This window comes from Sphingobium indicum BiD32 (assembly GCF_000382885.1).
Lineage (GTDB): Bacteria > Pseudomonadota > Alphaproteobacteria > Sphingomonadales > Sphingomonadaceae > Sphingobium > Sphingobium japonicum_C.
Genome location: NZ_CAVK010000196.1, coordinates 1 through 14,068 on the forward strand (window position 1 = coordinate 1; position 14,068 = coordinate 14,068).

The following is a 14,068-nucleotide window of genomic DNA, read 5'->3' on the forward strand; positions in this document are numbered from 1 at the left end:
CCGCCGGTCCAGACGCAGCGCCCCGCCACGACCGAACTCACCGATGTGCAGCGCACCTCGCTCAAGGTGCTGGGATCGACCGAACGGCGCTGGGACGAGATATTCAAGGCGTCGGGCGAACAATATCCGCCGCCCACTCTGGTATTTTACAGCCAGAATGGCCAGTCGGGTTGCGGCGCGGCGCAGGCGGCGATGGGCCCCTTCTACTGTCCGGCCGACCAGCGCATCTATATCGACACTGATTTCTTCAATGAAATGGAAACGCGCTTCAACGCGCCGGGCGATTTCCCGATCGGCTATATCATCGCCCATGAAGTGGGCCATCATATCCAGACGATCACCGGGCAAGCGGACCGGATTCGCAAGGCGCAGCAGAGCGTGTCGGAAGCCGATGGCAATGCGCTTCAAGTGCAGATGGAATTGCAGGCGGACTGTTATGCCGGCGTCTGGGCGGCGCGCGACACCAATTTGATGGAAGCGGGCGACCTGGAAGAAGGGATGCGCGCGGCCGAGGCGATTGGCGATGATACGTTGCAAAAGGCGGCGGGCCGCCGACCGGTGCCGGAAAGCTTCACCCATGGCAGCAGCGCCCAGCGCATGGCGTGGCTGCGCAAGGGGCTATCGACCGGCGATCCGGCCCAGTGCGATACGTTCAAGGGTTCGCTGTAACGCTCATTCCCCGTTGGGCGATCCGGGTGGGGCTTTGCCGGGGGTGAAGGACTGGCTGGTGTCCACCATGGGCGCCGCGGATGTGCCGGGCAGGCCAGCGCCGGGTGCCAGCATCGGCTGGCCCGCTTCGGTCATGGGCTGACCAAAGTCAGGCGCGCTCGCCGCAGCCGATGGCGGGGCGACGGGCGGCGCGACGGGCATTGGGACCGGCGGTGGCGGCGCATCGGCGATAACGTCCTGCGTCGGCGCGGTTTCCGGGGGCTTGGGCAACAGGCTTTGCACTGCCAGCACGATCAATGGTGCGGCGACCAGCGTGCAGATCGCAAAATTACGGTATATCATCGGGCAAACTCTCGTTGGCGATCATCCAGTGATGCCGTAACGGAAACGGGTAAATAAACCCCTTTCCTCCATCAATCCGCTGTTGAATTGCCCCGGTCCAGACGGGCCAGCAGCGCCGCTATGTCATCCGGCAGCGAATCGCGCGGCGGCGCATAGGTGGCGCGCAGCGCATTGCCGACACCCTCATAGGGCAGCGGCAGCGCGACCGTCACGATCCGCCCGTCGCCAAACTCGCGACCCGGTGCCGATCGGCCGGAAGATTTGCGCAGCATTTCCATATCGGTAAGAACGGCCATGACGCGCAAAAGTTGCTGGCGTTCGTCGCAAGCCCAAGCGATAGCGCCCAAAAGCACGCCCGCCGCAGGGGGAGAGACGATGGTGACGGACTGGCCCGCAACGCAAGCACGGATACGCGCCCATTCGCCCTTCCTGACGCGCGCGCTGGATCGCTATCCAGAGGTGGCGGAGGCGCTGGCGACCGGCGACATGGACGCGGCGCTTGTCGTGGCGCAGGGGTTGGGGACGGCGCAGGATGGCGTCGCCCGGTCGTTGCGTCGCCGCCGCGCGGGGATCGCGCTGGTGACGGCGGCGGCCGACCTGTCGGGGGCCTGGGGGCTGGACCGGGTGACGCGCACCCTGTCCGACTTCGCCGATACCGCCGTGGAGGAGGCGCTGGCCGCCGCCATGGCCGAACGCTATCCCGATGCCGAACATAAGGGCTTCGTCGTGCTGGCACTGGGCAAGCATGGCAGCCGCGAACTCAATTATTCGTCGGATATCGACCCGATCCTGCTCTATGATCCGGCCACCCTGCCGCACGGGCCGCGCGAAGATCCGGCCGATGCCGCCGTGCGGATCGGCCGGCGGATGAGCGAATTGCTGATGGCCCCGGATGGCGACGGCTATGTGTTCCGCGTCGACCTGCGCCTGCGGCCCTCGCCCGAAGCCACGCCGATCGCGCTGCCGGTGGAGGCGGCGATCGGCTATTATGAATCGACTGCGCTGGGCTGGGAACAGGCCGCCTTCATCCGGTCGCGCGCGGCCGCAGGCGACTTGGCGCTGGGCGACTATTTCCTGCGCCAGATTCGCCCCTTCGTCTGGCGGCGGCACCTCGATTTCAGCGCGATCGACGCCATCGTCGATATCAGCCGCCGGATTCGCGACCATTATGCGCAGGGGCAGGCGTTCGGGCCGGGCTATGATCTGAAGCGCGGACGCGGCGGCATCCGCGAGGTCGAATTTTTCGCGCAGGTGCATCAGCTGATCCATGGCGGGCGCGATCCGGCGCTGCGATCGGGCAACACAAGGCAGGCGCTGGCCGCGCTGGCGCAGGCGGGCGTGATCGAGCCTGACGTCGCGGCGCAGCTGGACGACGCCTATGTCCTGTTCCGCACCATCGAACATCGGCTCCAGATGGTCGAGGATTTGCAGACCCACGAATTGCCCAAATCGGCGGCGGCGATGGACAATGTCGCGCGGCTGCATGGCCTTGCCGATGGTGACGCGCTGCTCGACCTTTTGCGCCCTCAGGTCGAATGGGTCGGCGGCAATTATGACCGGCTCAGCCCGGAAAAAGACGATGCTTCGCTGTCGCAGGATGAGGCGCTGCTGGCGGCGCAACTGGCCGAGATGGGCTTTGCCGATCCCGAAACCGCGCTGGCGCGGATCGCCCACTGGCGTGCGGGCAAGGTGCGGGCGCTGCGCAGTGGCCCTTCGCGCGAAGCGCTGGAAGGCCTGCTGCCCGGCCTGATGCGCGCGCTGGCGACCGCGCCCGATCCCTCGCGCGCGCTCAACCGGCTGGACGACATGATCGGGCGGCTGCCGAGCGCGATCAACTTCTTCAAGCTGCTCGCCGCCCGGCCTGCGCTGGTCGCACTGCTGGCGGAGATATTGAGCCATGCGCCCACACTGGCCGATGCGCTGGCGCGGCGGGCGGAACTGATCGACGGGCTGATCGACGCCACCGCCTTCGACCCGCCGCCGCCGGTGGACGTGCTGGCCGCGCAACTCGCCGCGCTGGAGCCGGGCGAGGATTATCAGGCCTTGCTCGACCGGGTGCGCCAGCGCGTGGGCGATCGCCGCTTCGCGCTGGGCGCGCAGATCATCCGGGGCGGCGATCCGCTGGAGGCCGGGCGCGGCTATGGCCGGGTGGCGGAGGCGGCTATCGAGGCGCTGGCCGCCGGAACTGTCGCGGAATTTGAGGCTGTTCATGGCAAGGTGGCGGGCGGCGAGATTGCCATCCTGGCCTTGGGGCGGCTGGGCGGTGGGGTGCTGACCCATGCGTCGGATCTGGATGTCATCTTCCTGTTCACCGGCGATTTCCGCGCCGAATCCGATGGACCCAAGCCGCTGGGCGCAACCCAATATTTCAACCGGCTGGGACAGCGTATCGTCAATGCTTTGTCGGTCCATACCGCATCCGGCCCGCTCTATGAGGTCGACACGCGGCTCCGCCCGTCGGGTGCGCAGGGATTGCTGGCGGTCAGTTTCGACAGTTTCGCCAAATATCAGCGCGAAGAGGCCTGGGCGTGGGAGCATCTGGCGCTGACGCGGGCGCGGGCAGTGTTCGGTTCACCAAAGGCGCGGAGCGCGCTTGGTGAAATTCTGGCCGAAACTCTTGGAAAACAACGCGACATCAATGATTTATCGCGAGAAGCGGTCAAAATGCGTGGCGACATCGCCATCCACAAGCCGCCCGCCAGCGACCTTGACGTCAAGCTGGTGCCGGGCGGCCTGATCGACCTGGAATTCCTGATCCACATCAGCCAGTTCCGCTACGGCATGGCCTTTGATCCCGACCTTGGCAAGGCGTTGGCCATGCTGGTCGCGGCGGGTCATCTGCCTGCCGACCTGATCGCTGCCCATGACCTCATCACCCGTTATTTGATTGTGTCCAGGTTGGTGTCGCCTTCGTCAACCGAACCCCCCGAAGCGACCCGCCCGCTGGTCGCGCGGGCCTGTGGCGCTGACCATTGGGACAGTCTGCTTGAAAGCTATGCCAAGGCGCGGCAAAGCGTGGCACGAGCCTGGGCCGCACTCGCTGCGCCCTATCAGGAGGACAATTGATGCTGGTACAAGGCGACAGCGCGCCCGACGTCGCGCTCAAGGATCGCGATGGCGTGGACTTCACCCTGGCCCGTTATCGCGGCAAGCCGGTGGTCGTCTATTTCTATCCCAAGGCGGATACGCCCGGCTGCACCAATGAGGCGAAGGACTTCACCGAACTGGCCAGCGACTTTGCCGCGATCGGCGTGCCGGTCGTCGGCGTGTCGAAGGACAAGCCTGCCAAGCTGAAGAAATTTGCCGACAAATATGGCCTGACCGTCATATTGGCATCCGACGAGCCGGGCGACGCCTGCGAGGCATTCGGCACCTGGGTCGAAAAGTCGCTCTATGGCCGCAAATATATGGGGATTGAACGCGCGACCTTCCTGATCGACGCGGATGGCATCATCGCGCGGGTCTGGCCCAAGGTGAAGGTCAAGGGCCACGCTGCGGAAGTGCTGGAGGCGGCGAGGGCGCTTTGATCCTGTCCGATACTGTCGGCGCGGCGTGCCAGCATGTCCTGCTGACCGCCGATCCTCATGCCAAGGTGATGGCCGCCCGCGCCGTTGCACGGGCGTGGCGGCAGGGGCGGCTGGCGCATCGTTTCGACGTGCCGATGCCCGATCAGCCCGCGCGCCCGGAGGCGCCTGTCCTGTTGCACCCCGGCCAGATGCCCCGGCGCGGCAAGATGGGGTCGCCGCGCGCCCGTGTCGCGATGCTCCACGCGCTCGCCCATATCGAATTTGTCGCGATCGACTTGGCCTTCGACCTGATCGGCCGTTTCGGGGACCAGTTCCCTGCGGCCTTCACGGATGAGTGGATGCAGGTCGGCGCGGAGGAGGCGATGCACTTCGCCCTGCTCGACCGGCGACTGCGCCAGTGCGGCAGCCATTATGGCGCGCTCCCCGCGCATGACGGCCTATGGCAGGCGGCGGCGGAGACCGCGCATGACGTCCTCGCCCGGCTGGCGATCGTCCCGATGGTGCTGGAGGCCCGCGCCCTCGACATCACGCCCGCGACCGTCGAACGGTTCGAGGGGGCAGGTGATGTCATGTCCGCCAAATTTCTGCGCCGCATCATGGCGGATGAGATTCGCCATGTCGCCGCAGGGACGACATGGTTCCTTACGGCGACGAACCGATTGGGCCTGTCAGCGCCAGATCATTACCAAATCCTTGTGAAAAGGCATTTTCGTGGTTCGGTTAAGCCTCCGTTCAACGACTCGGCGCGTCGACAGGCCGGTCTGACGCGCGAATTCTACGCCGCGCTTGCAACATGACCGCCGATTTGCAGTCTGCGTAACTGCGGGGGCGATCCAGGTCGCCAAAAAACAACACGGGAAGCGCCGAGGGGCATAAGCCTCCGGTGACACAGTCGGGGTCGGCATGTTTGAACTTGATATGATCAATACTCGTGGTGCGCGTTTGTTCCATTCTGCCGTGAAGGCGACACAGATTTTTGCAGGGCTTGGCATCGCAGGCGCGCTCTGCGCCGCTGCCCCGGCCCATGCGACGGAAAGCGACGATCCCTATGGGGATGCGTCGGAAATCAACTCCAGCGCCCTTGGGCCGCAGGATGTCGGTTTCTCCAACCTCTTCTCCAGCCTCCAGCGCCTCGACGGCAACGCCAAGACCGCGGCCTATATCCCGTCGGGCCGCCCGGTCGAAAAACTGTCGCTGACCTCCAATTTCGGCGTCCGGTCCGATCCGTTCAATGGCGGCGCGCGGATGCATAAGGGGATCGACATTCCCGGCCCCATCGGCACCCCGATCCACGCCACCGCTGACGGCATCGTCAATCGCGCAGGCTGGGCCAGCGGCTATGGCAATCTGGTCCAGATCTCGCACGGCAGCGGCATGGAAACGCGTTACGGGCATATGTCCAAGCTGCTCGTGCCCGCCAACAGCTTCGTCAAGCGCGGCCAGATCATCGGCCTGATGGGATCGACCGGCCGTTCCACCGGCAGCCACCTCCATTATGAAGTCCGTGTCGACGGCGCCGCGATCAACCCGCTGCCCTTCGTCGCCGGTCCCGACTATCTGGTGGCGATGAACAGCAAGCCGCCGATCGCCATGGGCGGCCCGACCAAGGCGCAGGAAAAGAGCGTCGACTGATCGCGCTTTTATCGATATTCGCAAAAGGCCCGGCACCCCATGGGTTGCCGGGCCTTTTGCGTCACCCTATCTAGGTTATCATGACCGATATTGATCTCACGCCTTCCGCTGCTGCCCGTGTCGCAGCGATTGCCGCCAAGCAGGGCAAGCCGGCTATCCTGCGGCTGGCGGTGGAGGGTGGTGGCTGTTCGGGCTTCCAGTATCGCTTCGGGCTGGCGGACGCTGTCGAGGCCGACGACCTGTCGGTCGAGCGCGATGGCGTGACGTTGGTGGTCGATGACGTCAGCCTGGACCTGGTGCGCGGATCGGCGGTCGACTTCGTTTCGGACCTTGGCGGCGCAGCGTTCAAGGTGACGAATCCCAACGCAACCGCCGGTTGCGGTTGCGGCACCAGCTTCTCGGTCTGATAGCCAAAAGCTGATCTTCCCATTAGGGACGGGGGCGAGGAGAATCGTCCATGCGTATCGCCACCTTCAACATCAACGGCACCAAGGCACGCCTGCCGCGCCTGCTGGAATGGCTGGACGAAACGCGGCCCGACATTGCCTGCCTTCAGGAAATCAAGACGTCGGACGAAACCTTCCCGGCCAAAGATATCGAGGATGCCGGTTATGGCGTCATCTGGCACGGGCAGAAGGGGTTTAATGGCGTCGCCATCCTCGCGCGCGGCGAAACCCCGGTGGAGGTGCGGCGCGGCCTGGACGGTGAGCCGGAGGACGAGCATAGCCGCTATCTGGAAGCCGATGTGAAGGGCGTGCGCGTCGCCAGCATCTATCTGCCCAACGGCAATCCGCAGCCCGGCCCCAAATTCGACTACAAGCTGCGCTGGATGAAGCGCCTGCGCGCCCGCGCGGCGGAAATCTGGGCGGAGGAAGTGCCCGCGATCCTGGCGGGCGACTATAATGTCATCCCGCGCGACGATGACGTCTATTCGGTCAAGGCGATGGCGAATGACGCGCTGATGCAGCCCGAAAGCCGCGCCGCCTATCGTCGGCTATTGGCCGACGGCTGGACCGACGCACTGCGCAGCCGCCACCCGGCGGGCGGGGTGTGGACCTATTGGGACTATCAGATGAACGCCTGGCCCCGCGACGCGGGTTTTCGCATCGACCATCTGCTGCTCAGCCCCGCCGCCGCCGACCGGCTGGTCGATGCACAGGTGGACAAGGCATTTCGCGGCCGGGAAAAGGCCAGCGACCACGCGCCGACCTGGGTGGAATTGCGGGGCTGAGGGGTGGAGAGGGCTATAGCGCGCGGTTTACCGACCATGTACCTTCTCGCATAATCAGCGACTTAACGAGGAGCCTCGCTAATGAAGCCGATCATACGCGCATCGGTGTGTTTCAACTGTTCGACAAGGCATTTGGCTTGCTGGGCGTGACGTGGATCAAATCCGCGAAAGCCGATAGATTTTGGATCGGATGCCAAAATATAGGCGTCGCTAGCTTCGCATTGCCTCTTGGCGATATCAAACAGGCTTGGGGTAAGTTCTAAGCGACGATCCGTACAAGCATTTGCTCCTGTTGCGACCGCAAGAAGTAATGCCCATTTCCGGGTCACTGTGGATCAGGCCGCCAGCCGCAGGAACGGCACTGGCTGGGTCGAACGCAGCACGATCGGCTTGCCCTCCGACGCTTCAAACAGTTCGCCGTCCAGAATGACGCTGCTGTGATTGCCCTCGATGCGGATGGTGTCGCCCTGTTCCAGATGGATGCCCTGCATCTGGCTTTTGCCCACCCGCTTGAAGATGCTCGCGAAGATCAGGCGCAGCAGGGCGGGCAAATTCTGCTCTACCGCCATCAGTTTCATGTTGCCCCGGCGGCTGTCGCCCGGCTGGACGCCCAGCAGCAGCCGCTCCAGCGTGGTGACGATCAGTACGGAGAATCGCCCGGCCAATTGCCCGTCACGGATCAGCGATATGCTGACCGGCTTGCTCGACGGCGGCAGGAATTTCGCGCGGATGCCGAAGATCAGCGACACCAGCACGGCCATCGCCGTCAGGAAATGGCTCAGGCCATTGGACAGGCCCAGCGGATAAATCTGGTTGCGGCAATAGAGCATATAATCGGCCAGCCCCGCACCACCCAGGAACATGCCCAGCACCGGCCGGCTGCCGACCTTGCCATCCGACAGGGCGATCAGTTCGCGCGCGACGACATGGTCATCGACGCCTGCCTTGGCCAGCGCCACGATCCGCTCCAGCGCCTTGATCGGATCGCCATGGATGCCAAGGTCGAGCGCGATCAGGTTGGTCTTGCCATTGGGCAGAACCGCGATCGGCGGCACCCGGCCCTTGAAATGCTCACCCTGATACAATTCGGTTAGCGCCGCCTGCACCGTGCCGTCGCCGCCATTAATGACGATGACGACGGGATCGACGCGGGCGATCGTCTGGAGCGCGCGGCCGATCTGGTCGACATGCTCCACTTCATAATGGAAGATGTCCGGGTTGCTGGCGCAATAGCTGCGCACGCGCGGCAGGGTCTGGCGGTTGCCCGTGGACTTGGGATTGGACAGGAGCGCGACGCAGACCATGGGTTGGGATCACATATATTTGAGGGTGATGGTGATTTTCGTCACGCCGGGACCGGCATAGAAAGCGGCCTTGTCGACCCCCGGCTTGCCCAGGTTGAAGATGCTGATCGACGGGTTGTTGGAAAAACCGCCGCCGTCGCTGGAAATGTCGGTCTTGCCATTGCCATTGCGATCGTGGCGCACGGCGATGCCATATTTGCCGGCCTGCGGCACGGGCATACAAAAGCGCATCGCGCCGTTCGCCGGGCGAACCGGGGTGTCGATACGATGGAGCCATTCGCCCTTCGTCAGCCACGCCGATTTGGTAGCGGGGTAGGATTGGACGCGGATCTTGCCGGTCGCGGCGGCAAAGCCGCGCACATCGACCAGCACGGCGGGGCCGTTCCCGCTGCCCGCGCAGCGTTCGAGATCGTTGGCGATTTCCTGGCCATGGGCCATTGCCGGAACGGCTGCGATCATCGCTGCCACCGACATCAGACCCACTGCAACTTTTACCATGACCATCAGACTCCTGGAAGCTATAGCCGCCCGACCGGGTCGGACGGACAGCCCCTGTTCGCCCCGCTACTTTCCCTGATTCCGATATGGGATGGGTTTGCGGCCAAAACATGGTGATGGGACGACGACTTAGAGAATGCTGACCGCCACCGACCGTTATCTCGCCCGGCTGATCGCGGTGCCCATGCTGGGTACGCTGGTGATCGCCGCGATGCTGCTGGTGCTCGACAAGATGCTCAGCCTGTTCGATTTCGTCGCGGCGGAAGGCGGACCGGTCAGCGTCGTGTGGCGGATGCTGGCGAACATGCTGCCCGAATATCTCTCGCTCGGTATTCCGATCGGCCTGATGCTGGGCATATTGCTGGCGTTCCGCAAGCTGGCGCTGTCGTCGGAACTGGACGTGATGCGTGGCGTCGGCCTGTCCTATGGGCGGCTGCTGCGCGTGCCCTATATGTATGCGATCGCGCTGGCGCTGCTCAATTTCGGCATCGTCGGCTTCGTCCAGCCTTTGTCGCGCCACGCCTATGAAGCGCTGCGATTCGAGCTGCGGTCGGGCGCGCTGGGCGCGTCGATCAAGGTCGGCGAATTCACCAGCCTGGGCAAGCGGATGACGATGCGAATCGAACGCAGCCTGGACGAGGGGCGCAACCTGCAAGGGATTTTCGTGCGCGCGGTCAGCCGCGACGGACAATCGGTCGCGGTCACGGCGGCGCAGGGCATGTTCCTGGCGACCGACGATCCCGACACGATCATCTTCCGCCTGCGCAACGGCGTGCTGGTCAATGACGCGCCCAAATATAAGACGCCGCGGATCCTGTCTTTTTCCAGCCATGATTTGCCGATCGACCTGCCCCAGATCGAAAATTTCCGGGGCCGCGACGTGGACCGGGAAAAGACGATTCCCGAACTGGTGGTGATCGGGCGCAACCCGGCGACGCCTGAAAAGCTGCGCGACGAAGTGCGCGCCAATTTCCATTTCCGCATGGTGGAGGTGGTGATGATGATGCTGTTGCCGCTGGCGGCACTGGCGTTCGCGATTCCGCCCAAGCGATCGACATCGGCGCTGGGCGTGTTCCTCTCGATCATCTTCATCGTCACCTATCACAAGATCAACCAATATGGCGAAAGCGTCGGCGCGCTGGGCAAGGTCGATCCGATCATCGCCTTGTGGGGACCATTCCTGCTGACGTCGGGCCTGATCTTCTGGATGTATCATGTCATCGCGCACCGCCCCGGCGGCCAGCCGATCGGCGCGCTGGAAGTGGCCTTTGCCAAGCTGGGCAAGCAGATATTGCGTCTGCTCCGGCTGGGACGGCGACGCCCGCCCGTGGCGGAAGGAGCCGCATAGCCCATGCAGTTTGATTTCTTCCCCTCCCGCCAGATCAGCTGGTATATGGCGCGCCTGTTCCTCACACGGACGCTCGCCGTGCTGGCGCTGCTGGTGCTGGTGTTGCAGACTCTCGATTTGCTGGGCCAGTCGGGCGACATCCTCTCCTATCCCGGCAATGGCGACGCGCAATTATGGCATTATGTCGGCCTGCGCGTACCGCAGATCGTCGCCCGCTTCCTGCCTTTCTCGGTGCTGCTTGGCACGCTGGTGATGCTGGCGACGCTCAACCAGAATAGCGAAATCATCTCGATGAAGGCGGCTGGCCTGTCCGCGCACCAGATTTTGGCACCGCTCGTGGCCGCCGCGCTGGGCGTCGCGTTCATCAGCTATGCCTTCAACGAACGCATCGTTGCGCGTTCGACCGCGGCGCTCAGCGCCTGGCAGGCGGTCGATTATGGCCCGATCCCGCGCGACAGCGGGGTCAAGAGCAATCCCTGGGTGCGCGATGGCAATAATCTGGTCAACGCCGCGATCGTCGCCGGGCGCGGCACGCAGGTGCAACTGCGCAAGGTCGAGATTTTCAACCGCATCAACAACAGCCTGACCACCATCGTCCAGGCACCGCGCGGCCATTATGACGCGACGAACAAAAGCTGGGTGCTGGAAGATGCGCGCCAGTTCGACGTGGCGCGCGGCACTGTCGCCAATGTCGGCACGGTGCGTTTTGGCCGCGACATTCGGCCCGACCAGTTCACGCTCGCCAAGGTCGATCCTGACGCCTTGACGTTCAGCCAGCTCAGGGCCGCGATTTCCGACCTGCACGACGCCGGGCGACCCACGGCGGAGCTGGAGGCCAATTTGTGGCACAAGCTGTCCGGGCCATTGTCGGCATTGCTGATGCCGATCCTTGGGTCGGTCGCCGCCTTTGGCCTCGCGCGCTCCGGCCAGCTTTTTGTTCGTGCGGTGATGGGCATGGCGCTGGGCTTTGCCTATTTCGTCGCCGACAATTTCTCGCTGGCGATGGGCAGCCTGGGCGCTTATCCGCCGTTTCTGGCCGCCTGGGCGCCCTTCTTCCTGTTCCTGCTGGTCGGTGAAACCGTGCTGTTCAGGACCGAGGAATAGCTCAGCGCGCCATCATTGTGCTGCGCGCGATCTTGCCGACCAGTGGTAGCATCCCGCGATAATTGCCGCGATGATAGGGCGATTGCGGGTCCAGCGTGGCGATCAGCTTGCGGTGCGCAGCGGCCAGATTATGGTAGGGCACGCTCGGCAGCAGATGATGCAGCGCATGATAGCGCAGGCCGACCGGCGCCCACAATGCGGGCAGGCTGCCCGGCGGCGGCACATTGACCGAATCGAGATATTGCGCGGTCACCGTCATCGGATCGCCCTCATTCTCCCACAAATGGGCTACCAATGTGCGCAGCTGGTTGATGACGGTCATCGCCGAATGGACCGCCATATAGACCAGCAGAGGCTTCCACCCGAAAGCAAACACGCTGCCGACCAGCGCCAGCGCGAACAGGCACGCGCCCGCCTCCTGCCACGCCCACATCCGCGCAAAATCGCCTTCCGGCGCGCGGCGGCGATAGGCCGGATTGATCGACAAGGCGGACAGTTCGGCCACTACTTTCGCACGCAGCGGCGGGATGACCAGCGACAGCGGCGTCAGCACGCCAAAGCGCAGGATCAGGCCGACCGGGGCCAGCGAGGCGACGAGGATGAACAGCGGCAGCGACCAGGGCTTCATCAGCGCCAGCGGCAGATATTCCGGGTCCTCCGCTGTGCCGTAACGGGTGCGGGCATGATGTTGGGTATGGACGCCTTCATAGAGGAAGGACGGGATCATCAGCGGGATGCCGACGATCAGATTCCACCCCGCACGGAAACCGGGCAGCGCGCCGGCGCGGATATGGGTGAGTTCGTGGATGAAGCTCGCCGCGCGATACAGCGCCAGCATCGCAACCACAGCGCAAGCGATGGCCAATGGCACGCTGTCGACCATAATCGCACCCGCCAGGGCGCCCCAGCCGATCAGCGCGGACGCCAGCATGTCGGGCCAGTAGATGCGCGGACTGGCGGTGGACAGGTCGCGCGTCAATTCGGCCGCCGCGCGCAGCATCGCCACATCGTCGGGGATGGTCGCCCGCGCGCGCTGCGCGGCGGCAAGTATGGGATCATGCACAGTCATGGGGGCGTCCTAATCTCCAAATGCGCTGATATCGTGGCAGCACGATGACATTATCTGCCCATAGCGCGCTGGCGCCCGCCTGTGATTGACAATCCGCAAACAAGCGGCGAACTGCTCCCCTCTTTTGGTGAAAGCGGCAGCCGTGGCACATTCTGATCTGGTGATTACCCCCGTTTCGGGCAAGGGCGACCTTACGGCCTTTATCGACCTGCCTTGGGCAATCTATGCCAATGATCCCAACTGGGTGCCGCCACTGAAAGCGGAAATGCGTGAATTGCTGACGCCGGGCAAGAACCCCTTTTTCGACCATGCCAAGGCGCAATATTTCCTCGCCCGGCGCAATGGCCGCGTCGTCGGGCGCATTTCGGCCCATTATGACGAACTGGCGCTGGCGATGCCGCGCGAACAGGGGATGGGACCGGGAACGGGCAATTTCGGCCTGTTCGAGGCGGAGGATGACGTAGTCGGCGCGGCGCTGATCGCGCAAGCCGAACAATGGTTGCGCGAACAGGGCATGACCCGCGTGGTCGGGCCGATTTCCCTGTCGATCTGGGAGGAACCGGGGTTGCTGGTGGCGGGCCATGATCATCCCCCCACGGTGATGATGGGCCATGACAGCCCGGCCTATCAGGCAATGATCGAGGGCGCGGGATATCAGCCGGTCAAGACGCTCAACTGCTATGAACTGGACATCACCAGCGGTTTCCCCCCGCTGATCCAGCGGATCGTCGCGTCAGGCCACAAAAATGACCGCATCCGCATCCGCAAGGTCGACAAGTCGAAATTCGACGCGGAAGCAGCGATCATCCTCAATATCCTGAACGATGCCTGGGGCCGCAACTGGGGCTTCGTGCCAATCACCGATGCGGAAATCGCGCATACAGGCAAAAAGCTGAAACCGATCGTGTTCGAGGATCTGATCATGATCGCGGAAGTCGATGGCGAGCCGGTCGCCTTCATGATGACGCTGCCGGACCTGAACGAGGCGATCAAGCCGCTTAACGGCGCACTCTTTCCCTTTGGCTGGGCCAAATTGCTCTGGTGGCTGCGCAAGCCGAAAGTGCGGACGATGCGGGTGCCGCTGATGGGCGTGTTGCAGCGGTTGCAGGCGTCGCGGCTGGCCAGCCAGCTCGCCTTCATGATGATCGAGACGATCCGGCTGGAAGCGCTGGCCCATTATGGCGCGACGCGCGGTGAGATTGGCTGGGTGCTGGACGACAATCAGGGCATGAACGCCATTGCCGATGCGATCAACAGCAAGGTCAACAAAGTCTATAGGATTTACGAAAAGCCGCTGTAGGGCGCAGAACCGCTGGTCCCTTCCCCCGGTTCTGTCTCTTATAC

The 14,068-nt window shown here is 63.9% G+C and carries 16 protein-coding genes; 10 read left to right on the forward strand and 6 right to left on the reverse strand.

Going from position 1 to position 14,068, the window contains the following annotated elements; translation table 11 throughout:
* Window positions 1-669, forward strand: a 669-nt coding sequence (gene ypfJ / locus EBBID32_RS18295; protein WP_037491758.1) for a KPN_02809 family neutral zinc metallopeptidase, incomplete at its 5' end; no start/stop codon positions are given.
* Between the two features lie 3 nt (window positions 670-672).
* Here the strand turns inward: ypfJ and EBBID32_RS18300 are convergent.
* Window positions 673-1,011: a hypothetical protein gene (locus EBBID32_RS18300; protein WP_006963412.1), complete on the reverse strand. Its 339-nt coding sequence runs from the start codon at window positions 1,009-1,011 to the stop codon at window positions 673-675.
* A 71-nt stretch (window positions 1,012-1,082) separates the two neighbouring features.
* A complete protein-coding gene (locus tag EBBID32_RS18305; RefSeq protein WP_231382245.1) occupies window positions 1,083-1,307 on the reverse strand; it encodes a hypothetical protein in 225 nt (74 codons plus the stop codon).
* 79 nt (window positions 1,308-1,386) lie between these two features.
* On the opposite strand from EBBID32_RS18305, the gene EBBID32_RS18310 reads away from it, so the two are divergent.
* The 6 genes from EBBID32_RS18310 to xth all read left to right on the forward strand — a co-directional run bounded on the left by EBBID32_RS18310 (window position 1,387) and on the right by xth (window position 7,401).
* The gene (locus EBBID32_RS18310; RefSeq protein ID WP_006963414.1) at window positions 1,387-4,077 is read left to right on the forward strand and encodes a bifunctional [glutamine synthetase] adenylyltransferase/[glutamine synthetase]-adenylyl-L-tyrosine phosphorylase; all 2,691 of its coding nucleotides are present in this window, start codon (window positions 1,387-1,389) and stop codon (window positions 4,075-4,077) included.
* The gene (gene bcp / locus EBBID32_RS18315) at window positions 4,077-4,538 is read left to right on the forward strand and encodes a thioredoxin-dependent thiol peroxidase (RefSeq protein ID WP_006963416.1); all 462 of its coding nucleotides are present in this window, start codon (window positions 4,077-4,079) and stop codon (window positions 4,536-4,538) included. Before EBBID32_RS18310 ends, bcp begins: the two co-directional genes overlap by 1 nt.
* The gene (locus tag EBBID32_RS18320; protein ID WP_006963421.1) at window positions 4,535-5,335 is read left to right on the forward strand and encodes a ferritin-like domain-containing protein; all 801 of its coding nucleotides are present in this window, start codon (window positions 4,535-4,537) and stop codon (window positions 5,333-5,335) included. The genes bcp and EBBID32_RS18320 overlap by 4 nt, the downstream gene beginning before the upstream one ends.
* A 121-nt stretch (window positions 5,336-5,456) precedes the next feature.
* A complete protein-coding gene (locus tag EBBID32_RS18325) occupies window positions 5,457-6,170 on the forward strand; it encodes a M23 family metallopeptidase (protein ID WP_196805693.1) in 714 nt (237 codons plus the stop codon).
* A gap of 80 nt (window positions 6,171-6,250) precedes the next feature.
* Window positions 6,251-6,577: an iron-sulfur cluster insertion protein ErpA gene (gene erpA, locus EBBID32_RS18330; RefSeq protein WP_006963429.1), complete on the forward strand. Its 327-nt coding sequence runs from the start codon at window positions 6,251-6,253 to the stop codon at window positions 6,575-6,577.
* A 50-nt stretch (window positions 6,578-6,627) separates the two neighbouring features.
* Window positions 6,628-7,401, forward strand: coding sequence for an exodeoxyribonuclease III (gene xth, locus EBBID32_RS18335; RefSeq protein ID WP_006963430.1), 774 nt, complete (start codon window positions 6,628-6,630; stop codon window positions 7,399-7,401).
* Between the two features lie 62 nt (window positions 7,402-7,463).
* On the opposite strand, the gene EBBID32_RS24250 is transcribed toward xth, so the two are convergent.
* From EBBID32_RS24250 to EBBID32_RS18345, 3 genes are read right to left on the reverse strand one after another with little or no spacing between them, the layout of a single operon-like run.
* Complete coding sequence (locus EBBID32_RS24250; RefSeq protein WP_156022615.1) at window positions 7,464-7,730, reverse strand: hypothetical protein; 267 nt, start codon at window positions 7,728-7,730, stop codon at window positions 7,464-7,466.
* A gap of 6 nt (window positions 7,731-7,736) precedes the next feature.
* The gene (locus EBBID32_RS18340; RefSeq protein ID WP_006963431.1) at window positions 7,737-8,705 is read right to left on the reverse strand and encodes a diacylglycerol/lipid kinase family protein; all 969 of its coding nucleotides are present in this window, start codon (window positions 8,703-8,705) and stop codon (window positions 7,737-7,739) included.
* Between the two features lie 9 nt (window positions 8,706-8,714).
* Window positions 8,715-9,209 carry a DUF2141 domain-containing protein gene (locus EBBID32_RS18345; RefSeq protein ID WP_006963432.1) on the reverse strand — a complete coding sequence of 165 codons (495 nt, stop codon included), beginning with the start codon at window positions 9,207-9,209 and terminating at the stop codon, window positions 8,715-8,717.
* 130 nt (window positions 9,210-9,339) lie between these two features.
* On the opposite strand from EBBID32_RS18345, the gene lptF reads away from it, so the two are divergent.
* Both lptF and lptG read left to right on the forward strand, forming a co-directional pair.
* On the forward strand, window positions 9,340-10,551 hold the full coding sequence (gene lptF / locus EBBID32_RS18350; RefSeq protein ID WP_006963433.1) for an LPS export ABC transporter permease LptF: 1,212 nt from the start codon (window positions 9,340-9,342) through the stop codon (window positions 10,549-10,551).
* A gap of 3 nt (window positions 10,552-10,554) precedes the next feature.
* Window positions 10,555-11,655, forward strand: coding sequence for an LPS export ABC transporter permease LptG (gene lptG, locus EBBID32_RS18355; RefSeq protein WP_006963434.1), 1,101 nt, complete (start codon window positions 10,555-10,557; stop codon window positions 11,653-11,655).
* Between the two features lies 1 nt (window position 11,656).
* On the opposite strand, the gene EBBID32_RS18360 is transcribed toward lptG, so the two are convergent.
* Window positions 11,657-12,724 (reverse strand): fatty acid desaturase family protein, encoded by a 1,068-nt coding sequence (locus tag EBBID32_RS18360; RefSeq protein WP_037491763.1) that lies wholly within the window; start codon window positions 12,722-12,724, stop codon window positions 11,657-11,659.
* Between the two features lie 142 nt (window positions 12,725-12,866).
* Here EBBID32_RS18360 and EBBID32_RS18365 point away from each other — a divergent pair, with 142 nt between their 5' ends.
* Complete coding sequence (locus EBBID32_RS18365; protein WP_037491768.1) at window positions 12,867-14,024, forward strand: GNAT family N-acetyltransferase; 1,158 nt, start codon at window positions 12,867-12,869, stop codon at window positions 14,022-14,024.
* The last annotated feature ends 44 nt before the right edge of the window (window positions 14,025-14,068 follow it).